Raw genomic sequence first — 24,127 nt, 5'->3', positions numbered from 1 at the left:
TCATCGCTAATCTGACGGGTCACTTCCAGCGCCTCCGGCAGCAGCTCCGGCTGCTGTTTCGCCAGTTCACTCAGGGCACGGGCGCGGTCGGATTCATCGCTAATCTGACGGGTCACTTCCAGCGCCTCCGGCAGCAGCTCCGGCTGCTGTTTCGCCAGTTCACTCAGGGCCATGGCGCGGTCGGATTCATCGCTAATCTGACGGGTCACGTCCAGCGCCTCCGGCAGCAGCTCCAGCGGCAGATGCTCCACCAGTTCCTTTAGAGCACGGGCGCGGTACAGGAATCCTTTACTCCAATTTCTGTCATTACCATAGCGATCCTGAATTTGACTAATGGCTGACAGCACTTCTGGCCAATAGGCTGGAAACCGGGCAGCAAGTTTGCTCAGCACAAACGATCGGTAGGCCGCGTCATGAATTTGATGGATTGTTTTCAGCACCTCAGGCAGCAAAGACTCTGGTAAATAAGGCACGAGCGCGGAGATGCACTCGGCCCGCTGCCAGGGATCTTGAGTTTGCTGGGCATAGGCTAATCCCTGGGCTGGCTGCCAAATTTGGTGCTTGACCAGAGCTCCCAACAGTTCTGCAGGCACATTGCTTGCCAAGCTGTTGAGTGAGGTACGTATCAGGGCGTAGCGAAACAGTAGAACTAGCGCTGTTTCTGGTTCAGCCTCATACTGCTTTTCGGCGGCCCCCCAGGCCCGAGCCAGGTCATTCACAAAGCCCGCCGGTTTGCCGATGGCATCACAGGCGTCGTACCAGCCATTGCGGCCCGCCCCATTGGTCTCCCGCAGCAGTTGGTGGATTGCCTCCTGGCACTTGGCCTGCTCCATGTGCCAGGTAAGGAAGGCATAGATATAGCCATCGTCGGCTAGGGTATGCCACTGGCCATTTTGGGTCTTGGCCCGGTAGCGTTCCAACAGCTGGTTGTGGGCCTCGGCCTTGGTCAACCCCAACCCTGGCAAGTCTTCATTTTGAACAGGCTGCGGTGGGCTGGTTAAGAGCCGCTGCGCCAGGTCATGCATCAGGTCGTGCAGGCGGTAAGCCCGTTGGTTGCCCGCTTGTTTAGCCCCCGGCAGCAGCAATGCCTTGGCGCTGAAGCTGCGCAGAATTGCCCCCGCCTGGCGAGGGGTCACCTGCCACAGGGTGGTGGCCATCTCCTGGGTCAGATTGACGTCCTCTGGCACAATCCCTAGCCAGGCAAACTGGCGCAGTTGCTCGGTGGAAAGCTGCTTCAGGCTGAGATTAAAGCAGGCCAGCAGGCTGTACTTACGTCGCTTGGCATCGTCGGGAATGTCCTCTTGGCTATAGATGTCCAGGGTTTCCAGCCGTACCACCTCATCCTGAAAGTCCTCCAGCAGGTCGTCCCAGGTCACCCCCTCTTCGATCTGAGTGGCGGCCAGATCCAGGGCCAGGGGCAGGTAGCCTACCCGCTCCGCAAAGGCCAGGGCTTGCTGGGTTTCAGTTTCCCGCAGGGGCTCAGATAGTTTTTGGGTCAGCAACGCCAGCGCCTGATCTGGACTCATTACATCCAGGTCGTAGCGGTGGGCATCGGGGATGCGGGCTTCGCGGGTGGTGACCAGCACACAGCAGTCGTTGCCGCCTACCCGAAAATGCTCCAGGTGCTGGGGATGCCAGACATCATCCACCACCAGCAGGGCTTTCTTGTCGTACAGCAGGGTGCGCAGGTGCACCGAGGCCGACTCGATCGCCGTGGGTTTGTAGTCGATATCGCCCAGGGCCTGAATCCAGCCGCTCAGCAGGGGCAAAATGTCGGGGCTTTGGCCCAGGGTGGCCCAGAGAATGCCGTCGGAAAACCGGGCTTGAATGGCGTCCTCATGGGCCAGCTTCGCCGCCAGCACCGATTTACCAATGCCCCCCAGCCCGTAAATAGCGCTGACTACCAGGGTGCCAAACACCTTTTGATCGGTGGAAAGTAGGCAGTCCCTCACCGCTTGCTGGTACTGGGGCCGCTCCACAAAGTGCTCCGGCAGCGGCGGCATCTGAAGAGGAATGTCAAACCGCTTTTTGGGGTGTGGATCAGGGATAGTGCGCCCGGTTCCCCCGCTGGTGAGGAGGATTGTGCCTTTGCTCTCGCAGCTAAAGGCTTGGATTTGCCCCTTTAGTGTCTTCTGTAGGTGGGCCGTTAAAGAATGGTTGGTCACCTCGCCCGTGGTCGAGTTGGTGGGGTCAAGCCCGGCTAGCAAGGCCTCTGTCAGCACACTGTAGGCAGACCCTGGGTTCTGGTACGAGGCTTCAAAATCGCGGGAGGAGGTGATAAAGTAGCGATCCCTTACTTTCCCCGTTGGGGCCGCAATCACCGAGTCAAAGTTGAGCAAACTACCGCTGTTGCAGCAGTCGAGCCAGATGATTTGCTGCTTGACCTCGCTCTGCTCCAGCTGAGACCTGAGCCATTGCAGCTCTACGCCCAGGTCGTCGTCGGGATCAGCATCGCTGGGGGCCAAATAACCATCGGTAGCGCTCAAGCTGCTCTGCCAGCCGTGCCCGGAGAAATATAGCAGGGCGGTGTCAGGCACCTGGGTTGTGGTTCTGGGGTTGAATAGCTGGGCAATGGCTTCCCTGATCTGCTTTCGCGTTACCTGCCCCGTAGGGCTAACCTGGGGAACATCATCTTTTTTAAACCCCTCAGGCAAGCGGCGCACCGTGGTGAAATGGCCATGTTTTTCCAAAATCTGGGCAATGGCTTCGGCGTCGGCAGCAGGGGAAGTGAGATGACCTAATTGACTATGGCGGTACTGATTAATTCCAATGATCAGTGCATCCCGACTCATGGGTTAGCTAGTATCCTGAACAGCAGATTCGCCCCCACCAGTATGGCCTTTCTCTCCGCTGATAGCCAACCTCTAGCAAGCTCCTATGACTCAACTGGCCCCGCTCACCCTCGACGATGGCACCGTGATTTACATCGAGGTGACTGATAACGTAGACGAGCTTCCCACAGGCACCTCTAGCCCCCCCGGGGAAACTACCCGCACCGCCAAAGGCGCTAGTGAACAAGTCGTGCGGCAATTTCAGGCGATGCAGGGTACCATTCGCGCTTACACCAGCTACACCCTGAATGCGTTTCGGCAGATGGCTGGGGCCAACGTCGATAAGGTGACGCTGGAGTTTGGGGTGAAAGTCGCCGGAGAAGCGGGGGTGCCCTACGTCACCAAAGGCACAGCTGATGCCAACCTCAAAATCACAGTGGAATGTTCGTTCCCCAAAGAAGGTTGAGGCTGCAGCGGTTGGATATAGCCGCCAATATTGGATTTCACTGCGTTCTACCCAACCGATCAGGGTGCATCCCACTTTTGCAGCTCCGATCGTAGGGTGGGCTTTGCCACCCCTGTCAAGGTGGCGGTACTTTTCCCGAAAACCCCTGGGGCTGCGGGGCTGCGGCCACAACCACCAGGGAGTGAACTCCCTGGCTCACCGCAGAAGTCTGCTAAAGCAGACTGGGGAACTCGGCTCCCAATCCTCTTCAGAGGATTTCGGCTTTGAGCCTTGGACTTCTAGTCCTTGGCTCAGCGGCCAATCCGAGGGATCGCCCCCTAAATCTGCCTCACCTTGACAGGGCTGGGTGGGCTTTGCCCACCAGCCCCAGGAAACGCCCTTACAAGGTTTCTTCCTGCTCCATCGAAGGGCACCGCCGTTAGTTAACCGCTGGGATCAGTGCCAGCGTTCTATAAGGCCATCGTTACATCGGCTGAATACAATCTGGCGTATCGTTCTGGGGTTTATTCACCACCGTCGAAACCGGGTAGCGCTCCATCGCCTCTGCTTCATAGGGACGCAACATGGCTTGAAGCACCTGGGGTTCGTAGTAGCTGGGGTCCAGCCAGGCTGTATAGTCCGCTGGGGCCAAGATCACCGGCATTCGGGTATGAATCGGCTCCATCAACCGATTCGGAGTGGTGGTCAGAATCGTGCAGGTCTGGAGTTCGCCGCCGCTGGTGGGGTCGGTCCAATGCTCCCAGAGCCCCGCAAAGGCAAAAGGTCGGTGATCCTTGAGGAAAATGTAGTGGGGCTGCTTGGCTTTGGTATGGGCCTGCTTTTCCCACTCATAGAAGCCATCGGCTAACACCAGGCAGCGCCGCCGCTTGAAGGCAGCTCGGAAGGAGGGTTTCTCAGAGACCGTCTCCGAACGAGCATTGATCAGTCGGCCACCGATGGTGGGGTCTTTGGCCCAACTGGGGATGAGCCCCCACTGCAAAAGGTGGAAGTGAGGCTCTCGGTTCTCGGGGGTGGCCACCACGGTGGCAATCGGCTGGGTGGGGGCAATGTTGAAGCGGGGGGCCACAGGCGGTACTGACTTGAGGTCAAACGCCTCAGCCAGGTCTTCCCCGGTTTGGTTAAGGCTGAACCGTCCACACATTGGCGGCTTGTCCTCCCTCAGACAGTTTCTGACGTCACGGCGGCGCTTAATCCCCTCCCTTGCATCGTATCCGACAGCCACCTCCCATGGTGTTCAACCAGAGGAAAGAAGCATGTCTGCCCAGGCTTGAAGGTGGTCCTACAGCCCTGGGGTAGTTTGCTCAAACAGCGCCTGAAAATTGGTAGTGACGACAGCCCCAGGGGTTCCCTCAGGTTTAGCAATGACATCAAAGGCTTTGTTGCGGGCTGCGGGCAACTTCAAGGCTTGCACCACGATCTCGGCGACATCGGCCCGGGGAATCGAGGTCGGCATGCCCTCGGGAGGATTGGCTAACATCGTGTCATCTTTGCCGACAATCAACTCTCGCTGGCCTCCCGGCTGATCCTGTAGCCCCCCAGCTCGAACGATGGTGTAGTCAAGGCCAGAGTCAATCAGATAGACTTCTGCCTTACGTTTCCAGATCAAAATGTTGCCATTGGCCATGCGGTTCAAGGGGTGTTGCTCGTTGGTGCCCCCCATCGACCCCACCAAAACAACGTGCTTGACCCCAGCCGCTTTGGCTGCATCAATTTGGTTCACCTGCCCCTGGTAGTCAACCTGTTCTGGGCTGCCGCCCTCGGGATAGAAAAACTCGGGCCGTTGTCCTGGCTCTGGTGGTGCCTTCATCTGGGGGATAGCGCTAGTGAGTATCACCAACGCATCACAGTCTGCTAGGGCTTCTTTGAGGCGATCGCGGGTAGTGATATCTCCCAGATAAAACCCCTCTGTGGTCCCAAACAGCTGCTTCACCTTGGCCTCAGAGCGGGCAAACCCTCTGACCACATACTGCTCTGGCTGCAGCTGCAGTTTCTGGACAACAATCGACCCTGTGCGCCCAGTTGCGCCAGTGACTAAAACTTGGAGAGGATTGGTCATAGTTAATCTCTTCTAAAGATTATGATGCTCTGGAGTGTTAACTCGTCCCGCCCTGCGGGCAACGTTCCCAAAGAGCCTACTGTGTATACACATCTTGGCTCATGTATACACATTAGGCTGAGAGCGGGATTCCCCTTCTGCCTGCTGCGCACGGGCTACGCCCTACTGCCTTCTGCCTTCTACCTTCTGCCTTCTGCCTTCTGCCCCAGGGCTAAGTTTCTAGCGGAGAACTCACTCCCCCCAGGGCCATGGCTGGATCGGCGATCGCGATGCGGGGCAGGCGGTGCTTAAATCCACAGAGAATTTCCCAAGAGATCGTGTTGGTCATGGCGGCCCAATCGTCAGGGGTAATCGCGTGAGGGCCATCGCGGCCCAGCAGGGTCACCACATCCCCCTCTTGCAGATTAGGCACAGCGGTCAGATCCAGCATCATTTGATCCATCGTGATGGCACCCACTTGCCGCACCCGCTGCCCCTTGACCAACACCTCCATCTGGTTCGACAGGGGGCGGGGGACACCATCGGCATAGCCAATGCCAATCACCCCCAGCCGCATCGGGCGATCGGTGACATATTGATGGCCATAGCTCACCCCAGTCCCGGCTGGCACCTCTTTCAGGTGGGTGATGCGGGCTTTGACCTGCATCACCGGTTGCAGCCGCACCGTGGTTTGCAGGTGGGGGGCAGGGTACAGCCCATACAACCCCAGACCAATGCGCACCATATCGTAGTGCAGGGCCGGGGCCGCTAGGGTTGCCGCCGTATTGGCCAGGTGCAGCCGCGACGGCAGCAGGTGGTGGTGGCCCAGGGCCGTTACGGCCTGGCGGAACCGCTGGTGCTGTTGGGTCATGATCGTGGGGTCGGGGCTGTCAGCCGTAGCCAGATGGGAGTAAAGACTGTCGATATTCAGGTGGGGGAGCTGGCGGACAAAGCGGACAAACTCCACAGCCTCGGCCCAGGGAAAGCCGAGCCGGGTCATGCCGGTATCCAGCTTCAGGTGGACGGTGACGGGGCGATCGCTGGCCAACCGCGACAGCAAATCAGAAAACACCAGTGCTTGCTTGGGGTTGACCAGGGTGGGCTGTAGTCGCCAGTGGGCCATGGCGCGCATTTCTTCGGCATGATTCACCGCCCCCATCACCAGAATCGGGGCCTGGATCCCCGCCGATCGCAGTTCAATCCCCTCCGGGACCGTGGCCACCCCCAGCCAGGCCGCCCCCGACTGCAAGGCGGTTTGGGCCACCGTGACCGCCCCATGGCCGTAGGCATCGGCTTTGACCACCGCCATCATCTGGGTGTGGGCCGGCAGCAGCCCTTTCAACTGCTGCACATTATGCCGGAGGGCGGCTAAGTTAATTTCTACCCAAGCGCGGCAACAGCGCATGGGCGCTAACTCCGGGGTTTGATCCCAACTCAGCATTGATTCACTCCTTCACCACAGATCGCCATCAGAATTAAGCTGTTCTAGCTTAGGGGCCAGTCGAGCCACTGACTTAGCTTGTTCTTGAGGCAGCCCAGCTACCGTTAACGCAGGCTGGTAGCCTAGAGCTCTTAGCGCCTGATCATAGCGCTAACAATGGGCGAGTGCTCAGTCAATCTGATCATGGCGGGTTCTATGACTTAGGGTTCACGGTTCACGGTAAGCGGTTTAAGGGGAGCCGTGTACCGTGAACCGTAGGCCGTGAACCGCAGCCCCTTTGACCCGTCACTTCTGCTTGATAGACCCCCCAGACGGACGGCTAATTCATCCCTCACCTGGCGAGTTAGTGTACCAGCCGCGAAACCGCCTAATTCGGCTTCTGTGCTACCATCGGGCTAATATTCTTTAGCCAATTAACAACAGATAAGAATGAGTAAGGTTCTGGTGCTGAACGCCTCCTATGAACCGCTCAATATTACGAGCTGGCGTCGGGCTATTGTGCTGATTATTAAGGGCAAGGCCGAGCGAATCGAGCATAACGGAAAGTTCGTCTATGCAGATTTTCCGTTGCCGACGGTGATTCGCTTGCGGCACTATGTGCGGGTGCCTTATAAGGATATTCCGTTGACTCGGCGTAATTTGTTACAGCGCGATCGCTACACCTGCCAATACTGTGGTGATAACGGCGATGGGTTGACCCTGGACCATGTGATTCCGCGATCGCGGGGCGGGGGTGACACCTGGGAAAACATGGTAGCCGCCTGTGTGCGCTGTAATGTTAGAAAGGGTAACCGTACCCCTCGGGAAGCCAGTATGCCCCTGTTTAGCCAGCCCCGCAAGCCCCACAGCAGCCTCTACTTTGAAATGACCCGACAAATCCACAGCGGGGTTCACCAAGAGTGGAAAAAGTACGTCATCGGCATCTCATGAATATCCCCCCAGAGACAGATCTAGAAGTTCCCAAACAATTTGCGATAATGCAGGTTAAGGATGACTAGGTGTGGCTCCATCCCACACACCCTGGTTCAGACCTGGAATTTTGACGGTGGAAAGACTGGCGCTCAAACCACAGATGCCGATTTGAATCAGGTGTGTGTTTTGATCGCGTCATCAATCCTGGTGATAGAGGGGCAAAGCCTCATTTCATCAGTCCTTCTAGACCGATTCCAGCCCGTCCGCCCAGTTGCCAACTTCCACTTCCAGATCACTCTCAGATAGTGGATGGCTCCAACAGACCTGACAGCTAACGGCTGTCTTTACCTCAAACGCTGATGATGACCCTAAATGCAGGCCCAGACCCTAAATCTGCTCCCCCTGCCACGACCACCAATGGCACCACCAATGGTGCTAAAAAGACAGCCAAATCAGCCAAACCAGCCAAGTCAGCCAAATCTGAAACCGATGCCCCAGTAGAAGCTGTCAGGCAGCTATTGGACAACCACCGGTCAGAGCGGCAACTGGTGCTGCTGCAAGACTTTCCGGATCCTGATGCGCTGTCTTCGGCCTGGGCCTACAAGCTGATTGCTGCCACCTACGATATTGATTGCGACATTTTTTACGCGGGCACCCTCAGCCACCAGGAAAACATTGCCCTGGTGCGCCTGACCGGCTTACCGGCCCGCCGCTGGCCTACTTCTGCTAGCGATCAGCCCGACCTATCCACCTATCAAGGGTACGTTCTGATCGACACCCAGGGCACCACGAGCCAGTTGTCCTCAGTGGTGAAAGAGGCTCAGATTCCTTTGCTGCTGGTGATTGATCACCATTCCCCCCAAGGCAAGCTACAAGCGGAATACGTTGACCTGCGGCCCGACATTCGGGCCACGGCCACGATTTTGACCCAGTACTTACAACGGGGTCTGCTGACCCTCGATCGCAGTAACACCAAGCACACCAAGTGCGTCACCGCCCTGATGCACGGATTACGGGCTGACACCAACCAACTGATGCATGCGGCTGAAGACGACTTTATGGCGGCCGCCTATCTCAGCCAGTTCTACGATGGCCAACTGTTAAGCGCCGTGCTCCAAGCGGCCCGTTCAAAGCGGGTGATGGATGTGATTGAGCGATCGCTGCGCAACCGCAAGGTGCAAAACAATGTCTCTATCGCTGGGGTAGGCTATTTGCGCTACGACGACCGCGACGCCATTCCTCAGGCGGCAGACTTTTTAGCCACCGAAGAGAATGTCCATACCGCCGTCGTCTACGGTATTGTCCACGACGAAGACCAAGAACGGGAAGTGGTGATTGGCTCGCTGCGCACCAGCAAGATTACCCTTGACCCGGATGAATTTATTAAAGAAGCCTTTGGCCAAGATAGCCAAGGCCGGTTCTTTGGGGGAGGTCGCTCCATGGCTGGCGGGTTTGAAATTCCGGTGGGGTTCTTGTCTGGCTCCTACGAAAATACGGAATATAACCGAATGAAGTGGGACGTGTTTGATATTCAAATTAAGCAAAAACTATGGCGCTTGGTGGATCCCGAAGAAGGCATGATTAACACTGACTGATCTTTCCTTTGTAGAGATTTGGTGGCATCAAGGTCCGAAATCCCCTCCTTTGGAGGCCTGCGCTGAGCTTGTCGAAGTGGGTAGGGGTGGGTCAAGCAAGCCCGAAGAACCCACCCCGCCCTCCGGGCACCCCTCCCAAGAGGGGACCACCCCGCCCTTTCCTGCGGAACGCTTTTCCTCGGAACGCTTCGCGAACGCGAACGGGCACTCCTCCGTGGGAGGGGATCATAAGTCCTGATGTGTTGAAGCAATCTATCTGAAGATCAGAGGCTTTTGTAAAGCGCTTACCCTAATTTTTAGGCTTGATAGACCACTAGTGCAGCGTCAAGACCAAAAATGAAGTTCCCGTAGGTTGGGTGGAACGTAGTGGAACCCAACAGCAGTCAGCTTTGTTGGGTTCTGCTGACGCGCCACCCAACCTACAAACTGACCCTTTCCCCTCCGGGGAGGCTCCGCCAACGACAAGCTCAGGGCATGCTTCTGCCTTCTGCCTTCTTACTTCTGCCTTCTTACTTCTGCCTTCCTGACCTAGGCGACCTAACCCCTTAGGCCAACACCCCATTCAGGAAAATATCCGTCAGGCATTCCGCCAGTTCTTTCATCGCCTGGGGAGAAGCCGCCTCATCCCCTAGGGTTTCTTGGCTAAAGCCCGCCACCGTAAACATGCCCAAAAACACTCTGGCCACCATACGGGGGTTCATGGGGCGATAGACTCCTCGGTCCATCGCTGTTTGGAAAAAGGCTTCGGCCACGTCAATCATTTTGCCAATCACCTCCGTTTGAATTTGCTCCCGCAGTTCCGGGTGAAACTGGGCCTCCATAAAGCACACCCGCATCAGGGCCGAGTTCTTGCGCAGGTTTAGCATCCGCCGCTGCATCACCTGGCCAATGGCTTTATAGCTGGCCATTTCACTCAGTTCGGTGAGCAGATCAGTTAAAATCTCTACCCACCCCTGGCTGGCAACGGCCACTAAGATTGCCTTTTTATTCTCGAAGTGGCGAAATAAGGTGCCCTCGGCCACCCCAGCGGCGTGGGCCAGATCGCGGGTGGTGGTCCCACTGAACCCGCGTTGGGCGAACAGACTAAGGGCCGCCTGCAAAATTTTGGTTTCGGTGTCAACCTCAGCAGTCCTTGGCTTGACAAAAAGCACCATAGAAAAACCCTCTAACAGCGGCAGTATGGCTCATGGCAAAGGCTCTACGGTCATTGTGCAGCGTTCATCCTGAGGTGGGGGGCCGCGTTTACATAACCTCACAAAACCTGAGATAAATACTTCAAGAACTAGCCACTAAAAAACATACTTTGCAACATACTTGTATATTTTTATTCCATCGCCCGAATTTTGGTTGAAACTTGCAGTTGTCCTTGTTAATTCGGAATAGTGCCCTAATATCAAGTCCCTTAGTGATAGCTACCTATTGCTGGCTTTCTCCCTTCGGGAGACACTCCGTGAAGGACTCCGCTCAGCTGGGCTGAATGCTGTTGGGTGACCCTGCGTTGTACTCAACCTACAGGAACTATGCGGCAAGCGCAGGATATCACCTGAGGTCGCTGCGCAAACAGGGCAGGCTTCTGCCTGCTGCTTTTTCTGTCCTGAGTCTGCGATCGCCTCTGGTTTGCTTCCGGTCATTTTCAATTCATTGGTGTTAATAACCGAATACTCTTTTGCGATAGATTGTCTAACCTATAGATAGATAGGTCGAGGGCCATGGAAATGGGTGCACCCCATGGAAAATCTCTCTGAATGTCCCTTAGTCAAGCTTGATCCCATAGACTAAGGCACCCTTGAAAGAGGACAATGGCCTGATCAAATCGTGTTTTAGACCTATCCGTTAGTTGTGGATAAGTTCGTGACGGGAGGTTACCTATGTCTCTGGTTAAATGGTCCCCATTTGGCGATATTGACACTCTCCAAAAAGAAATGAATCATCTGTTTGAGCAGTTTGTGCCGTCCCGGCGAGAACAGCTCTTTGGCGACAACTTTGTCCCGGCAGCAGAACTAAAAGAAACAGATACTGGCATTGATCTGAAGATCGAAGTGCCGGGTTTAGCCCCGGAGGACATTGATGTGCAGGTCAGCGCTGAGGCTGTTTCAATTACCGGCGAGCGCAAATCTGAATCAACTAGTGAAGACAATGGCGTGACTCGCAGTGAGTTTCACTATGGTCGCTTCCAACGGGTGATTCCGCTGCCCGCTCGGGTACAAAACACGGCTGTCGAGGCTGACTACAAAGACGGCATTTTGAAGCTGCACATGCCAAAGGACGAAGCTGAACAAAAGAAAGTGGTCAAGGTTTCGATTAGCTAGCCGTCAATCCTGGTTCGCCCTGTAACCCGCCTTCACCGATCATGCTCAAGCGCCTCCACAAGGGGCGCTTTTTCCGTACATAGGTCACTAGTGCAGCGTCAAGTCTTGAATTTAGGGTTTCCAGATGTAGAGATTTGGTGGTATCAAGGTCCGAAGTCCCCTCCTTTGGAGGCCTGCGCTGTATAGCCTGCGGCATGGCTTCGCTAGCGCGTAGCGGCCCCGGAGGGGCAACTTGTCGAAGTGGGTAGGGGTGGGTCAAGCAAGCCCGAAAAGACCCACCCCGCCCTCCGGGCACCCCTCCGTGGGAGGGGATGATAAGTTCTGATGTGTTAAAGCAACCTCCCTGAAGATAAAAGGCTTTTGCAAAGCGCTTACCCTAATTTTTAGCCTTGACAGACCACTAGGCCCAGATCCCAAGGGGGCTTGAGCCCATGGCGATGACTTTCGGGGCACCCCAAGGCAGAAACCTGGGATCTAAACCAGATCCAAGTCCAGACCTAGAGTTCTGCCTGGGGGAAAGTTCCAGTTCCCGAGCTGGACTTGGTATTGACGGGCAATCTAGGGGGCTAGGGTGGGGGGCTCTGGATTACTCGCTGTAAATAGGGGCTTGGGCTGAAACCCAAATAAGCCCGCCACCAGGGAGGTGGGAAACTTGATGACCCGCTGATTATAGGCGGCAACCGCCTGGTTATAGCGCCTGCGTTCGGTGGCAATGCGGTTTTCAGTGCCTGCCAACTCATCCTGCAACCCCACGTACAGCTGGCTGTTGCCCATGTCAGGATTGGCTAGCACCACCACCTGAAACTGGTTGAGAGCAGCCGTGACATCTTCCGCAGCCGCCATTTTCTCGGCTTGGGTATCAGCGGTCAGGTAGTTCTGGCGAGCGGTGGCCAAGATCATCGCTAATTCTTGCTGGCGCTGAGCCCCAGTCTCCGTGGCCGTAACCAGGTTAGGAATTAAATCGGCCCGCCGTTGGAACTGATTTTCCACCTGGGCCCAAGCTAGGTCCACCTGTTGGGATGCAGTGGCCAGGTGGTTATAGGTGAGGGCGATCGCCCCCAGCATGACAACCCCGGCAATCAACCCCGCTAGCTTGAGTTGGCGATTTCGGGCCTGCCCTTGCTGGCGCTGCTGTTGGGCCGTTGCGGCTTCTGTCTGGAGCTGAGCTAGGGCCGCTTCAACGAACTCGGGCGGAATATCGATCTCGGCTCCCGCTTGGGTTAACTCGTCCAAGGTGTAGCTGTCGTTGTGCTGGGCATATAGCCGAGCGGCCAGATCAAACACCTTGGACGCCTGGTCTTCGGGAATACGTTGGCTTGCCATAGAACACCTGCTGACGGCGCATTCACAGCAATTATGGCGTAGTCAGGCTGGCTTTAGGGAAGACTTAAAATAGGAAGACTTAAATCCAAGATAAAGAATCAAGGTTATGCTACTCATTTCAGAGTAAACAGCCTAAGGTTAGTTGAGGCGACCTCTAGAGCATCGGTACAGGATCTGTACCGGCGTTCCAGGAAAGTTTTTCCCGTGACGTGGGATGGGCACAAGGCCTTGCCCGTGACCGTCAGGGTATCGGGCTGGTCACCGTCATCAACGGAGTATGTGGTCATGGCACAGCGCTTGGCTAAATGGGGAGGCATGGCTAGATGGGGCGTGTGGGTCCTATGCCTGGTGAGCTTTTGGTTGAGCATGACTTTGCCCCTGTGGGGAGTGTCACTGGATGCCATTCCCAACCCACGCCAGACCAATGGGGGCTGGGTAGCTGATAAAGCCAATGTTTTGAGTCCTGGGGCCGAAGCCCGGTTGAATCAGATCATCGATCAGCTTGAGGCTACCAATGGCAGCGAAATTGCCGTGGTCACCCTCGCCAATGTTCCAGCAGACCTATCCGCTCGGCAGGTGGCCACCACCCTATTTAACCAGTGGGGGGTTGGCAAAGCAGGTCAGGACAATGGATTGCTCTTTTTAGTCGCTGTAAATGATCGGCGGGTGGAGGTGGAAACGGGCTATGGCACCGAGTCCTATCTACCCGATGGCCGGGTGGGTCGGATTTTAGACACCGATGTCGTCCCTCACTTTCGGCGCGGTGACTATGAGGCGGGAATTTTGGCTGGCACTCAAACCTTTGCCAATGTGTTGCTGGCCGGGGACTTCATTCCCGGGGTTGCGGGGTCGACACCGACCGATGGTATGGGGGGCCTGGCCGCCCTGGCCGGTTTAGCCGTTTCATATTTGGGGCTGAACCGCTGCCGACGCTTGGCCAATCGCCAGATTCACCTGCCACCCATTGGCTTTACTCGCACCACCGCCGATCCCACTCAACCGCCTGCGACCTTACCACTGGTCTGGATCTCTGTCTTTGTAGGGGTGTTGGCCCTGCTCTGCCTGGCCCTGGTGCTGCTGGTTGGATTTACCTTCGGCGGATTTGTGCTGATCTTGCTGGGCTCAGCCCTGTTGGCCAGTGCGCTGACTCCCCTATTGAGACCACTCACAAAGCGCAACCAGCCCCAACCCGTCTATTGCGCCACCTGCCAGTCGCCTCTGGAACCGCTGGACACCGATGTAATCCAAACTCGACTGACACCCCCTCAAGTCATTGCTCAAGACTTGGGCACTGTGGTGTTTAAGGGATGGCAGTGTCCTACCTGTTCTGACCCAAACAAATTAATGACTCTGCGCAATCCAGAGGATCGAGGGAGTACGTTTCACCTGTATGGCATTGAGCAACCGAGCCCCTACCACCATTGTCCCCGTTGCCAGGAAAAAGCGTTATGGGTAGACACTAAAACTATCCGTCGCCCCACCCCTACCCGGGCTGGACTACGGCGCACCACCAAGGCCTGCAAGGCCTGTGATTATCAGGAACAGCAGGACCAGAATATCCTACCCCCGACTCCGCCCAGGTCTGGTCCTGGTTCAGGGGGCAGTGGTTTTGGCGGCGGCGGCGGCTTTAGTGGTGGCGGTGGTTTTAGCGGCGGCGGCTTTGGCGGCGGCGGCTTTGGTGGCGGCAGTAGCGGTGGGGGTAGTTTTGGCGGTGGCAGCAGCGGCGGCGGCGGGGCCGGTCGCAGTTGGTAGATCGCTGACACAAAAATAGCCCCCTGGCTGACGGACCAGGAGGCTAAGCTACGATTTCAGAGTAAAACTATGGGCGGTAAGAGATTGAGAGTATCAGCCAATTAACCCAATATCTCGTGGGCCAAATATCTCGCAAGCCAGCAGCCTCTAGGCTTTACGCGAGTAGTACTCAACCACCAATAGTTCATTGACGTTGAGGGCAACCCATTCCCGCTCGATAATGCCATTCACTTTTGCGGTCAGCTTGGCCTTATCTAATTCTAGGTGGCTGGGAACGTTAGCCAAGCCAGGAAACTCCAGGTTAGCCTCGACCAGTTTCTTAGAGGCGTCGCGATCGCGGACAGTAATCACATCCCCAGGGCGACATTGGTAGCTAGGAATCGACACCACCCGGCCATTCACACAGATGTGGCCATGGTTAACAATTTGCCGCGCCGACGGAATGGTGGGGCCAAAACCCAGCCGAAATACGGTATTATCCAACCGCATTTCCAGTAGTTGCAGAATCACCAAACCGGTCGAACCACCAGCTCGCCGTGCTTTCTTTACGTAGCGCAGCAGCTGCTTTTCGGTTAAGCCGTAGTTAAACCGCAGCTTTTGCTTTTCTTCTAGCCGCACCGCATATTCAGACTTTTTCTTGCGGGCTTGGCCGTGCTGCCCTGGGGGATAGGACTTACGGGGTGACTTTCGGGATAGTCCCGGTAGCTCGCCCAGGCGGCGTACCACCCGCAGGCGGGCACCTCTATATCGCGCCATACTTGTTTACTCTCCGAACAGATGTCTAGAATCAGGCAGTGGCCTACTTGCCAATTGCCAAAGACTATTATTCTAACCTGCCAAGTTAGCTAGGGCAATAGGGCGATAAATTTAAGCTGGGATTCAGAAGCTGGAAGGAGGGGGCATAACGTTCGACCTTAAGGAATACATCAGTGTTATGCCGCTAAGCTGAAAGCAGATAGCCATAGCGAGCCTTCCCATGCAGGCCGAACCACAAATTTAAGCTGGGATTCAGAAGCTGGAAGGAGGGGGCATAACGTTCGACCTTAAGGAATACATCAGTGTTATGCCGCTAAGCTGAAAGCAGATAGCCATAGCGAGTCTTCCCATGCAGGCCGAACCACCGAGAGAGCCGACCATCGCTGACGTGCTCACCGAGATCCGGGGATTCAAAACCGATGTAGACCAACGTTTTGAGCAAGTGAATCAGCGTTTTGAGCAAGTGGATCAACGTTTTGAGCATGTAGAGCAGCGCTTTGGACAAGTGGATCAGCGCCTAGAAAAGCTGGACTATAAGTTTGACACCTATGAAAAAGCAGCGGATAAGCTGGTAAGACTGGCCACAACGATCATTGTGGCCGCAGCTACGGTAGCGATTTTGCCCTCTGCCCTGCAGGCCATTGGCCCCCTCTTGACCCAGATGGTGATGTCAGGGCAATAGCTCAGGGGGTTGGCTGTAGCAGCGATATGCAGGCCTGGGCGATCGCCCATTCTTCCTGGGTGTGAATCACCAGCACCCGCACGGCTGAGTCTGCCGCCGCAATATCCTGATCCCCGGCGGCTTGGCTGAGGTCATTATCGGAAATTAGTTTCAAGCCTAAAAACTCAAACGGCTCGCAGGCCCGTTGCCATACGAGGGGGCTATTTTCGCCAATGCCAGCGGTAAACACCACCACATCCAGCCCCCCTAGACTGGCTACCATCGCCCCCATCTCTCGCCGCAGCCGATGGATAAACATGTCCACCGCCAGCTTGGCCTGGTAGTTGCCCTGCTCCATGGCCTCTACCACCAGGCGCATATCATTCGAAAGACCCGAAATGCCCTTCAGGCCCGACTCCTTATTTAATAACGTGCTCAATTGGTCAGCAGTGTAGTGCTGTTGCTCCATCAGGTGGATTAAAATCCCCGGATCGACGCTGCCCGAGCGACTGCCCATCATCAGGCCATCCAGGGGGGTAAAGCCCATGGTGGTATCGACGCTATAGCCGTGGCGCACCGCTGCTAACGAGCAACCATTGCCCAAATGGCAGGTCAGAATTTTCAGGGTAGCGATGTCTTGGCCCACCAGGTCTGCCGCCCGCTCCGCCACATACTGGTGGCTAATGCCATGGAAACCATAGCGACGAATGCCCTGATCGATCCAGTCGTAAGGGCCAGGGTAGGTAGAGGCGGCATCAGGCATGCAAGCATGAAACGCTGTGTCGAACATCGCCACCTGGGGCACTGCCTCAAAAATCGTTGCCATCGCTTCGATGCCTTGCAAGTTAGCCGGGTTGTGGGCTGGGGCTAGGGGAATCAGGCTGCTGATAGCGGCTTTCACGTCAGCGTCGACGATGACTGGAGCCTGATAGTCGCGGCCGCCATGCACCACCCGGTGTCCCACCACCGCTATGTCCGATAAGTCGTCTAATACCTGGGTTGGCCCCTGCACCAAGGTCTGGACCATGGCTGCAATCCCTTTGGCTTTGTCGGTGATGGGCAGCACCTCTTTCACCGAATCACCGGTGTCAGTCTTAGCCACTAACTCCACCATGTCTGCCTGGTGGGTCCAGTCCAGGGCCGCCCGCCACACTGGAATTGGGGCTGCGTCGGTGGATGAGCGACTGGTTAAGTCAAAGAGACAACTTTTGTGACTACTGGACCCGGCATTGAGGACGAGGATTTTCATAGGCGTGGGATGGGGGAGGTGGGGGAGAGGGGAGATGGGGTGGGGGGGAGATGGAGTAATGGAGTGTAGACGCAGAGCGGCTTCCCGTAGGGTAGGGGTGGTGGGGTGAAGAGGTGGGGAAGGTGGGGAGGTGGAGAAGTTCAAAATTCAAAATTCAAAGTTCAAAGTTCAAAGTTCAAAGTTCAAAATTTCGCTTCCTGTCTCCTGTCGTGCGGCCACTGGGCACGAGTCATGCCCTACGGTGTTCATGTTTCGTTCTTCGCTTTTCGTTTTTCTCTTTTCCCTTTTCGTTCTTCCCTAAGTTCCTGGTCTGGCATCTAGCTCGGCTGGTAAGTGGGAGCGATCGCCGTGTTTCACCAGCATCGGACCATGGAGATCAAACCGCACCAGGCTAACGGAGGCGACGGGTAGGTCAATGCGATCGCGGTAGCGACCACTATCAATGCCCAACAGGTTACACAAAATCAGCCGAATTGTGGTTTTGTGGGACACCACTAGCACATTGCCCTGCCGGTAGTTGGCCTCAATTTCTGCAATTACCAGGGAGGCGCGGCTGACCACCTGCACGCCGGTTTCCCCCGCTGTGGGCGGGTTCCAGGCCGGTTCTGTCAGCCAGTGGATGTAGTCTTCGGCGTGGTGTTCTCGCACATAGCCAGGGGTTTTGCCTTCCCAATCACCAAAGTACATTTCCTTCAGGCCATCCCGTAGCTGCATAGGGTGGCCCGTAGCGTCGCAAAAGGGGGTAGCCGTGGCCACCGTGCGCTTTAAGGGACTGGCAAAGACCGCTTGCCAAGACAGGTGTTTGTATTTTTCAGCAAAGGCTTGGGCCATGGCGCTACCTTCAGCGGTTAACCCTGGGTCAGAAAAGCCGCAGTAGGTGCCGGTCTGGCTGGATTCGGTTTCGCCGTGGCGCAGGAGGTAGAGGTCGAGGGACATTGGGTGTAGGAGAGTGGGAGGGTAGATGGGAGGGATGGGGCGGTGGCGATCAGTCAGGGAACTCCTCGTGTTGAGCCGTTGATTTTGTGTAGCAGTTTTAATCCATTCTGTCTGGGGGGCACCCTTCCTAAGGAGGAGATGGCGTAAAGCCGATACCACGATTAACCCTGAGATGTCGTGAGGATGCGCAAGTGATGGCTAGGTTATACCCCTTCACCCATCCACCCATCCACCCGCCTACACCCTCAGCCCCGCCTGGGATTGATCATAGGCCATCATTTCTACGGGAGCGGGGGACACTTGCCAGATGTCGCGGCAGTAGTCGCGGATGGCGCGATCGCTGGAGAACTTGCCCATGCGCACGGCGTTGATAATCGACAGGCGGGACCAGTGTTCCTGGTCTTGGTAGGCGGCCCCTATCCGGTCCTGGCAGTCGATGTAGGACTGGTAGTCGGCCATCAGCATAAAGGGATCGTCGTAGAGCAGTTTGTCGGTCAGGGGCCGGAACAGGTTGCTGTCGCCTTTGGCGAAGAAGCCGGACTGCACCAGGTCGATCACCTCTTTCAGCTGAGGGTTGCTGGTGTAATAGTCCCACGGGTTGTAGCCGCTGGCTTTGAGGGCGTCTACGCCGTCGGTGGTGAGGCCAAACAGGAAAAAGTTATCATCCCCCACCAGCTCGCGAATTTCCACATTGGCGCCATCCAGGGTGCCTATAGTCAGAGCGCCGTTCATGGAAAATTTCATGTTGCCGGTACCGGAGGCTTCTTTACCAGCGGTGGAAATTTGTTCTGACAGGTCAGCGGCGGGGTAGACCCGCTGGCCAAATTTAACGTTGTAGTCGGGTAAAAATACCACCTTGAGGCGATCGCCGATGGTGGGGTCATGGTTGATCACATCGCCTACGGCGGTGATGAACTTAATCATCAGCTTAGCCATGGCGTAGCCCGGGGCCGCCTTGCCACCAAAGATAAAGGTACGGGGGGCCATGTCTAGGTTGGGGTTGGCCTTCAGCCGCTCGTAGAGAGTGATGATGTGCAGCACATCCAGGTGCTGGCGCTTGTACTCGTGAATCCGCTTCACCAAAATGTCGAACATGGAGTCGGGGCTGACGGCAATGCCCGTGCGCTGGTAGATGTAGGTGGCCAGCTCTTGTTTAATGTCTCGCTTGATCTGCCGCCAATGGGCCCGGAAGCCGGGGTCGTCGGCGTAGCCTTCGAGTTGGCCTATTTCCTCCAGGTTGTGGAGCCAGCCGTCGCCGATTTTCTCGGTATAGAGGGCGGCCAGGCGGGGGTTGGCCAGGGCAATCCAGCGGCGGGGGGTGACGCCGTTGGTGACGTTGCGAATTTTGCCGGGGAACAGCTCGTGAAAGTCTTTGAGGATAGTTTTCTTCACCAACTCGCTATGTAGAGCGGCGACCCCGTTGATGGCGTAGCTGCCCAGGCTGGCCAGGTTGGCCATGCGCACATAGCCGCCGTCGTTGTCGTCGATCAGCGATAGGGCCGCCAGCTTGCCGGGGTCGTTCATGTAGCGCACCCGCATGTCGTCCATAAACCGCTGGTTGATCTCAAAGATGATTTCCAGGTGTCGCGGTAGCAAGCTCCCAAACAGCGACAGGGACCATTTCTCTAGGGCCTCAGGCAGCAGGGTGTGGTTGGTGTAAGCCAGGGTCTTTTGAGTCACGGCCCAGGCCTCGTCCCAGCCCATGCCGTGCTCGTCCACCAGCAGGCGCATCAGCTCCGCCACCGCCACCGCCGGGTGGGTATCGTTCATCTGGGCCGTGAACTTCTCGCAAAAGCTGTCCAGCTTGCGTCCCGAGGCCAGGTGAATGCGGATCATGTCCTGCAGAGCGCAAGCGGTGAAAAAGTACTGCTGTTCCAGCCGCAGCTGCTTGCCCTCTAGCTGCTCGTCGTTGGGATAGAGCACTTTAGAAATATTCTCGGAGGTGACTTTGCTGTCCACCGCCCCGTAGTAGTTGCCCACGTTAAAGGACTGGAAATCGAAGGACTCCACCGCTTCGGCCTTCCACAGGCGCAGGGTGTTGACGGTGTTGACCCGGTAGCCCGGAATTGGAGTGTCGTAGGGGATGCCCTTCACCTGCTTGCCGGGAATCCAGCGCTTGCGGAAGCGACCATCGGAGTCGGTGTAGCCCTCTGTGTGGCCGCCAAAGCCCACGGTGACGCTCGCTTCGGGGTGGGGAATTTCCCAGGGGTTACCGTACTGCAGCCACTTGTCGGTGATCTCGCACTGCCAGCCGTCGCGGATCTCCTGGTCAAAGATACCGAACTCATAGCGGATGCCGTAGCCGATGGCCGGAATCTGCTCGCTGGCCAAAGACTCCATGTAGCAGGCGGCCAACCGCCCCAGACCGCCGTTGCCCAAGCCCGGTTCCTCCTCCTGGGCGATCAGCTCCGTGAAGTCCAGCCCCGACTCGGCCACCGCCTGCTTCACCGGTTCCTCAATGCCCAGGTTAATCAGGTTGCGGCCCAGGTGGGGGCCAAGCAAAAACTCGGCAGACAGATAGGTGACCACCCGCACCTCAGGCTTCATCAGGGTGCGGGTCGAACTGAGCCAGCGCGGCATCATGCGATCGCGCACTGTGTAGGCCAGGGCCAGATAAAAGTCGTTGGTACTGGCCACCTCCGGCCACTTGCCCTGAATGTAGAACAGGTTGTCGGCCAGAGCCCGGCGTAGGGTTTCAACGCTGAGACCAGTGCGATCGTCCTCGATATCTACGGTGGGGCAATTTACAAAGGCTGTCATTGGGGGCTCCTGAACAGGGACAGAACGGGCGGGGATCCTAATCTGCGATGTCTGTTTCTGTCACTGTAAGGGAGTAAGGTTATGAACGGGTTTAGGCTTGTAAAGGTTTAAGGTTCTCTACCAAGTCCATCTCGGGGGTTGGAGTTTCCCACCGACTGAACTCCAGGTCTGAGCTTGGGTTTGGTCTTGGTTTTGGCTTAGAAAGCCGATACGAATCCCAAGGCATCAGGCCCCGAGCGACAGCCTTTTTGTCTCTCCCATCGTCTCCACGCGGAGCGTGGGGACGAGCCCTACGGCGCTCCAGCGCCCCGATCCAGCTGACGCTGGAGCGTCTGGAAGATGCGCCTCGACGCGGAGCGTCGGGGCGATGATGGGGGGCGAGTAGCCTACGGGGTCAGCCGATGGACAAGGAAGAGCACCTCGGCGGCATCGGTGTAATCGAGGGCGGGGTCGTCGGCCAAGGCCGGGTCGTGGGCGCCGTTGAGGATGTCCACCATTGCCTGGATGAGCCGCTTGCGGGAGTTGGGTACTTCTGAGTTGTTGATTAGCTCGGCAAACAGCGACTGGACTTCATCGGTCTGCTGCTGAGCCAGCAGCCCCAGAACCTGGTCTACCAGCTTGCCGCCGTTAAACTTTGCATAGCCCCCCTGCTGCCGGTAGGCCAGGTAGGCATCGCGGGCCTGCTGCCACGCCGTCCGAGCCGCTGTGGGGTTGCCGGTGGCGGTTTCGATGTCGTGCAAAATGGCGAAGGACGTCCAGGGGATAGCCGCATGTCCAAAGGGTTGCTTACACTCGAAGACGACCAGCAGCTCTGGTTGGACAGTACGCCTACCGGCTAGAGATTACCTCGTGGGAATGCTGCCTGGGGCGCTGCTTCGCCCAGATTTGGATAACGCTGAAGCGTCTGGGGGGCGTCTTCCCGCTGGAGCGTCGGGACGATGAGCTGTCGTCTTGCCGCCATGGGTTTGGGATAAACTTGTTCTAAAAGCACCCGATCGGCACCATGGACTTCTACCTGACCCATCATGCTGAACAAGAATTAAAACGTCGAGATATTCCAAGGATTTTTTTGAATCGCGTGCTTCGAAATCCACAACAAATTGTGGATGAGCGAGACGACAGACGGGCCTACCAGTCGCAGATTGAGTTTGCCAATGGCAAGATTTATCTGGTGAGAGCTATTGTTGATGAGGAGACTGAACCTAATACAGTAGTTACAGTATATCGAACCAGTCGCATTTCAAAATATTGGAGGGCTGATCCATGAAGGTGGTATACGATGCTGAAGTTGATGTTTTACGTATTTTGTTTAGCGATGCGACCATAGAAGAAAGTGACGAAGAAAAACCCGGAACTATATTGGACTATGACGAGGCTGGGAACATCGTAGGCCTTGAAATTTTAGATGCCTCAAAACGAATGGCCAATCCGCGATCGCTTGAACATGTAGTAATGGGTTGAAAAATTCGCTAAATTCTAGTTCTACGTGCACACTTGCTTGCCAGAACTGATGATCGCGATCGCGCTTATAGACGGGTTTTACCTCGCGCAGTCGTTGCAGCAGGGGGGTGGCCCGGTATAGATTATTGACGACCATTCAAGCTGCCAATAACCAGCGATGCCCATCTTGCTTAGGGACAAGAATTTGAGAGTCTTGGTCAACCCTGGCGATCATGATCCGTTACATGTTCACGTCATCAGCAGTGACTTTGAGGTAAAGATCGATATATCAGGAGATAAGGCTTGCGTGTTAGAAAAAGGCCAAAAACACCAGATCACAACCAACGCTAAGCACACCAAGGCCGCTTTGGCGTTGTGTCAAGCTAACTTGCAATATTTAAAAACAGAAGCCCAAAAATATTATGTCTAGTGAAGAACTTAAACTGGCTGAGAGCGTTGTCTATGACGCAGCTACCCGAGAAGTTGTAGTGGCTCTCAGGGATGGCTCCCGCCATGCTTGGCCTGTAAGGCTGCTAGAAATGGTGCAGAGTGAGGCCGATGCCTGGTTGCCGTTAGCAAGGGTAACAGATGAACAACTAGCGAAGGTGGAGGTATATGGAGGCGGCCAATACATTCTGTGGGATGAGTTGGGGCAGGTGTTTAAGGTGTCTGATTTACTAGCAGGGGTCTATGGCCGTGAAGAATGGATGAAAAAACTCATGGCTATGACCCAATAACCTGACTCTCTTCCACTAGACCTCGGAGGTTTCCAAAACCTCCGAGGTCTAGGTCGGGCTGGCTGGCTCCAAATTATTGTCTCCCGAGAGAATAACACTGGCTGTTCCATCAATTGCAGTCGCTAGCACTGGCAAATCTTTGAGGTCTCGACAGTTCTCCCCCTCGTCCCCATGCTCCGCGTGGAGACGAGCCCCACGGTGCTCCAGCGCCCTGAACCAGGCGACGCTGGAGCGTCTGGGGGATGCGTCTCGCCGCAGAGCGGCGGGACGAGGGCCAGATTTTCAGTGCCAGGGGTCGATGGCGATTAGGCCCGGCTCGCCAAGGTAGTTGCGGGCGCTGGAATAGCGCCAGTGCTCGGGGTTATCCACATACCCCCGCTTGACCGGGTTGTTGTGAATGTACTCCAGCTTTTGCCGCATCATGGCCTCGCTGAACACCAGCTCCGCGTGGGTGCCCGCTTGCCAGAATTGATGATCGCGATCGCACTTATAAACGGGTTTTGCCTCGTGCAGCCGTTGCAGCAGGGTGGTGGCCCGGTGGCGGGTCAAAAGCTCGATGAGTTTCACCGCCGTGAAGGACTTGAAACTGGCGATGCACTTGTCCAGCCGAGGCGCTTGGGCGACCAGGTGCAGGTGGTTTTCGAGCACGACGTAGCCATAGAGGCTGAAGTTGCTATGCTCTCGCAGGTAGGCCCAACTGTTGAAAAGTATCTCTACGGCTTCGGGCCGGGTGAAGACAGGCAGCCACTCGACCACGGTGCAGGTGAGAAAGTGAGGGGCATCGGACTCGGTGATGACGTAACGGCTGCGACCCATGGCACGTGTTCTAATGCGGCGTTTCTAGGGTGCCCATGCCCGCGCCCGCGCCCCCACCTACTCCCTCGTCCCCACGCTCCGCGTGGAGACGAGCCCCACGGCGCTCCAGCGCCCCGATCCAGATGACGCTGGAGCGTCTGGGGATGCGCCTCGACGCGGAGCGTCGGG

22 protein-coding genes are annotated in these 24,127 nt (G+C 56.4%); 10 read left to right on the top strand and 12 right to left on the bottom strand.

Annotated features, from left to right (window positions below):
- The coding region (locus E1H13_RS23230; RefSeq protein ID WP_206070907.1) for an NB-ARC domain-containing protein at positions 1-2,792 on the bottom strand (2,792 nt) is incomplete at its 3' end.
- An 85-nt stretch (positions 2,793-2,877) separates the two neighbouring features.
- Between E1H13_RS23230 and E1H13_RS23225 the strand changes: the two genes are divergently transcribed.
- A complete protein-coding gene (locus E1H13_RS23225; protein ID WP_169617190.1) occupies positions 2,878-3,237 on the top strand; it encodes a CU044_2847 family protein in 360 nt (119 codons plus the stop codon).
- A 463-nt stretch (positions 3,238-3,700) separates the two neighbouring features.
- Here E1H13_RS23225 and E1H13_RS23220 read toward each other — a convergent pair whose 3' ends face one another.
- The 3 genes from E1H13_RS23220 to alr form a co-directional block, all read right to left on the bottom strand.
- Positions 3,701-4,378 carry an SOS response-associated peptidase gene (locus tag E1H13_RS23220; RefSeq protein ID WP_169617188.1) on the bottom strand — a complete coding sequence of 226 codons (678 nt, stop codon included), beginning with the start codon at positions 4,376-4,378 and terminating at the stop codon, positions 3,701-3,703.
- 138 nt (positions 4,379-4,516) lie between these two features.
- The gene (locus E1H13_RS23215; RefSeq protein WP_169617186.1) at positions 4,517-5,293 is read right to left on the bottom strand and encodes an SDR family oxidoreductase; all 777 of its coding nucleotides are present in this window, start codon (positions 5,291-5,293) and stop codon (positions 4,517-4,519) included.
- Between the two features lie 211 nt (positions 5,294-5,504).
- Positions 5,505-6,713, bottom strand: coding sequence for an alanine racemase (alr, locus tag E1H13_RS23210; RefSeq protein ID WP_169617184.1), 1,209 nt, complete (start codon positions 6,711-6,713; stop codon positions 5,505-5,507).
- Between the two features lie 429 nt (positions 6,714-7,142).
- Here alr and E1H13_RS23205 point away from each other — a divergent pair, with 429 nt between their 5' ends.
- Both E1H13_RS23205 and E1H13_RS23200 read left to right on the top strand, forming a co-directional pair.
- Positions 7,143-7,643, top strand: coding sequence for an HNH endonuclease (locus E1H13_RS23205; protein ID WP_169617182.1), 501 nt, complete (start codon positions 7,143-7,145; stop codon positions 7,641-7,643).
- Between the two features lie 341 nt (positions 7,644-7,984).
- Positions 7,985-9,220: a bifunctional oligoribonuclease/PAP phosphatase NrnA gene (locus E1H13_RS23200; protein ID WP_169617180.1), complete on the top strand. Its 1,236-nt coding sequence runs from the start codon at positions 7,985-7,987 to the stop codon at positions 9,218-9,220.
- Positions 9,221-9,765: 545 nt separating this feature from the next.
- Here E1H13_RS23200 and E1H13_RS23195 read toward each other — a convergent pair.
- On the bottom strand, positions 9,766-10,374 hold the full coding sequence (locus E1H13_RS23195; protein WP_169617178.1) for a TetR/AcrR family transcriptional regulator: 609 nt from the start codon (positions 10,372-10,374) through the stop codon (positions 9,766-9,768).
- Between the two features lie 714 nt (positions 10,375-11,088).
- Here E1H13_RS23195 and E1H13_RS23190 point away from each other — a divergent pair.
- Positions 11,089-11,529 (top strand): Hsp20/alpha crystallin family protein, encoded by a 441-nt coding sequence (locus E1H13_RS23190; RefSeq protein ID WP_169617176.1) that lies wholly within the window; start codon positions 11,089-11,091, stop codon positions 11,527-11,529.
- A gap of 558 nt (positions 11,530-12,087) precedes the next feature.
- On the opposite strand, the gene E1H13_RS23185 is transcribed toward E1H13_RS23190, so the two are convergent.
- Positions 12,088-12,852, bottom strand: coding sequence for a LemA family protein (locus tag E1H13_RS23185; protein WP_169617174.1), 765 nt, complete (start codon positions 12,850-12,852; stop codon positions 12,088-12,090).
- Positions 12,853-13,137: 285 nt separating this feature from the next.
- Between E1H13_RS23185 and E1H13_RS23180 the strand changes: the two genes are divergently transcribed.
- A complete protein-coding gene (locus tag E1H13_RS23180) occupies positions 13,138-14,604 on the top strand; it encodes a TPM domain-containing protein (protein WP_206070905.1) in 1,467 nt (488 codons plus the stop codon).
- Between the two features lie 147 nt (positions 14,605-14,751).
- On the opposite strand, the gene rpsD is transcribed toward E1H13_RS23180, so the two are convergent.
- The gene (gene rpsD, locus E1H13_RS23175) at positions 14,752-15,360 is read right to left on the bottom strand and encodes a 30S ribosomal protein S4 (RefSeq protein WP_169617170.1); all 609 of its coding nucleotides are present in this window, start codon (positions 15,358-15,360) and stop codon (positions 14,752-14,754) included.
- Positions 15,361-15,709: 349 nt separating this feature from the next.
- Between rpsD and E1H13_RS23170 the strand changes: the two genes are divergently transcribed.
- A complete protein-coding gene (locus E1H13_RS23170) occupies positions 15,710-16,042 on the top strand; it encodes a hypothetical protein (RefSeq protein ID WP_169617167.1) in 333 nt (110 codons plus the stop codon).
- A gap of 1 nt (position 16,043) precedes the next feature.
- On the opposite strand, the gene E1H13_RS23165 is transcribed toward E1H13_RS23170, so the two are convergent.
- The 4 genes from E1H13_RS23165 to E1H13_RS23150 form a co-directional block, all read right to left on the bottom strand.
- Positions 16,044-17,270, bottom strand: coding sequence for an acetate kinase (locus tag E1H13_RS23165; RefSeq protein WP_169617165.1), 1,227 nt, complete (start codon positions 17,268-17,270; stop codon positions 16,044-16,046).
- A 297-nt stretch (positions 17,271-17,567) separates the two neighbouring features.
- On the bottom strand, positions 17,568-18,206 hold the full coding sequence (locus tag E1H13_RS23160; protein WP_169617163.1) for a histidine phosphatase family protein: 639 nt from the start codon (positions 18,204-18,206) through the stop codon (positions 17,568-17,570).
- 237 nt (positions 18,207-18,443) lie between these two features.
- Complete coding sequence (locus E1H13_RS23155) at positions 18,444-20,966, bottom strand: glycogen/starch/alpha-glucan phosphorylase (RefSeq protein WP_169617161.1); 2,523 nt, start codon at positions 20,964-20,966, stop codon at positions 18,444-18,446.
- Positions 20,967-21,352: 386 nt separating this feature from the next.
- Positions 21,353-21,706 (bottom strand): hypothetical protein, encoded by a 354-nt coding sequence (locus E1H13_RS23150; RefSeq protein ID WP_206070903.1) that lies wholly within the window; start codon positions 21,704-21,706, stop codon positions 21,353-21,355.
- A gap of 263 nt (positions 21,707-21,969) precedes the next feature.
- On the opposite strand from E1H13_RS23150, the gene E1H13_RS23145 reads away from it, so the two are divergent.
- The 4 genes from E1H13_RS23145 to E1H13_RS23130 all read left to right on the top strand — a co-directional run bounded on the left by E1H13_RS23145 (position 21,970) and on the right by E1H13_RS23130 (position 23,143).
- Entirely contained in the window at positions 21,970-22,233 is a 264-nt protein-coding gene (locus E1H13_RS23145; protein WP_169617159.1) for a DUF4258 domain-containing protein, read from the top strand.
- Positions 22,230-22,427, top strand: coding sequence for a DUF2283 domain-containing protein (locus E1H13_RS23140; protein ID WP_169617157.1), 198 nt, complete (start codon positions 22,230-22,232; stop codon positions 22,425-22,427). The genes E1H13_RS23145 and E1H13_RS23140 overlap by 4 nt, the downstream gene beginning before the upstream one ends.
- 157 nt (positions 22,428-22,584) lie before the next feature.
- On the top strand, positions 22,585-22,836 hold the full coding sequence (locus E1H13_RS23135) for a DUF4160 domain-containing protein (RefSeq protein WP_169617155.1): 252 nt from the start codon (positions 22,585-22,587) through the stop codon (positions 22,834-22,836).
- Complete coding sequence (locus E1H13_RS23130) at positions 22,829-23,143, top strand: DUF2442 domain-containing protein (protein WP_169617153.1); 315 nt, start codon at positions 22,829-22,831, stop codon at positions 23,141-23,143. Before E1H13_RS23135 ends, E1H13_RS23130 begins: the two co-directional genes overlap by 8 nt.
- A gap of 282 nt (positions 23,144-23,425) precedes the next feature.
- On the opposite strand, the gene E1H13_RS23125 is transcribed toward E1H13_RS23130, so the two are convergent.
- Positions 23,426-23,959, bottom strand: a complete 534-nt coding sequence (locus tag E1H13_RS23125; RefSeq protein WP_169617151.1) for a transposase — start codon at positions 23,957-23,959, stop codon at positions 23,426-23,428.
- Between the last annotated feature and the right edge of the window lie 168 nt (positions 23,960-24,127).

It is taken from the genome of Nodosilinea sp. P-1105, assembly GCF_012911975.1.
In the GTDB taxonomy this organism is placed as follows: domain Bacteria; phylum Cyanobacteriota; class Cyanobacteriia; order Phormidesmidales; family Phormidesmidaceae; genus Nodosilinea.
The sequence above is the reverse complement of the archived record's forward strand: the minus strand, read 5'-3'. Positions and strand labels throughout refer to the sequence as shown.

What these genes read in the sequence shown, in the direction of transcription:
- E1H13_RS23225 (WP_169617190.1), top strand. Translation starts at nt 2,878, where the DNA reads ATGACTCAACTGGCCCCGCTCACCCTCGACGATGGCACCGTGATTTAC.
- E1H13_RS23220 (WP_169617188.1), bottom strand. Translation starts at nt 4,378, where the DNA reads ATGTGTGGACGGTTCAGCCTTAACCAAACCGGGGAAGACCTGGCTGAG.
- E1H13_RS23215 (WP_169617186.1), bottom strand. Translation starts at nt 5,293, where the DNA reads ATGACCAATCCTCTCCAAGTTTTAGTCACTGGCGCAACTGGGCGCACA.
- alr (WP_169617184.1), bottom strand. Translation starts at nt 6,713, where the DNA reads ATGCTGAGTTGGGATCAAACCCCGGAGTTAGCGCCCATGCGCTGTTGC.
- E1H13_RS23205 (WP_169617182.1), top strand. Translation starts at nt 7,143, where the DNA reads ATGAGTAAGGTTCTGGTGCTGAACGCCTCCTATGAACCGCTCAATATT.
- E1H13_RS23200 (WP_169617180.1), top strand. Translation starts at nt 7,985, where the DNA reads ATGATGACCCTAAATGCAGGCCCAGACCCTAAATCTGCTCCCCCTGCC.
- E1H13_RS23195 (WP_169617178.1), bottom strand. Translation starts at nt 10,374, where the DNA reads ATGGTGCTTTTTGTCAAGCCAAGGACTGCTGAGGTTGACACCGAAACC.
- E1H13_RS23190 (WP_169617176.1), top strand. Translation starts at nt 11,089, where the DNA reads ATGTCTCTGGTTAAATGGTCCCCATTTGGCGATATTGACACTCTCCAA.
- E1H13_RS23185 (WP_169617174.1), bottom strand. Translation starts at nt 12,852, where the DNA reads ATGGCAAGCCAACGTATTCCCGAAGACCAGGCGTCCAAGGTGTTTGAT.
- E1H13_RS23180 (WP_206070905.1), top strand. Translation starts at nt 13,138, where the DNA reads ATGGCACAGCGCTTGGCTAAATGGGGAGGCATGGCTAGATGGGGCGTG.
- rpsD (WP_169617170.1), bottom strand. Translation starts at nt 15,360, where the DNA reads ATGGCGCGATATAGAGGTGCCCGCCTGCGGGTGGTACGCCGCCTGGGC.
- E1H13_RS23170 (WP_169617167.1), top strand. Translation starts at nt 15,710, where the DNA reads ATGCAGGCCGAACCACCGAGAGAGCCGACCATCGCTGACGTGCTCACC.
- E1H13_RS23165 (WP_169617165.1), bottom strand. Translation starts at nt 17,270, where the DNA reads ATGAAAATCCTCGTCCTCAATGCCGGGTCCAGTAGTCACAAAAGTTGT.
- E1H13_RS23160 (WP_169617163.1), bottom strand. Translation starts at nt 18,206, where the DNA reads ATGTCCCTCGACCTCTACCTCCTGCGCCACGGCGAAACCGAATCCAGC.
- E1H13_RS23155 (WP_169617161.1), bottom strand. Translation starts at nt 20,966, where the DNA reads ATGACAGCCTTTGTAAATTGCCCCACCGTAGATATCGAGGACGATCGC.
- E1H13_RS23145 (WP_169617159.1), top strand. Translation starts at nt 21,970, where the DNA reads ATGGACTTCTACCTGACCCATCATGCTGAACAAGAATTAAAACGTCGA.
- E1H13_RS23140 (WP_169617157.1), top strand. Translation starts at nt 22,230, where the DNA reads ATGAAGGTGGTATACGATGCTGAAGTTGATGTTTTACGTATTTTGTTT.
- E1H13_RS23135 (WP_169617155.1), top strand. Translation starts at nt 22,585, where the DNA reads ATGCCCATCTTGCTTAGGGACAAGAATTTGAGAGTCTTGGTCAACCCT.
- E1H13_RS23130 (WP_169617153.1), top strand. Translation starts at nt 22,829, where the DNA reads ATGTCTAGTGAAGAACTTAAACTGGCTGAGAGCGTTGTCTATGACGCA.
- E1H13_RS23125 (WP_169617151.1), bottom strand. Translation starts at nt 23,959, where the DNA reads ATGGGTCGCAGCCGTTACGTCATCACCGAGTCCGATGCCCCTCACTTT.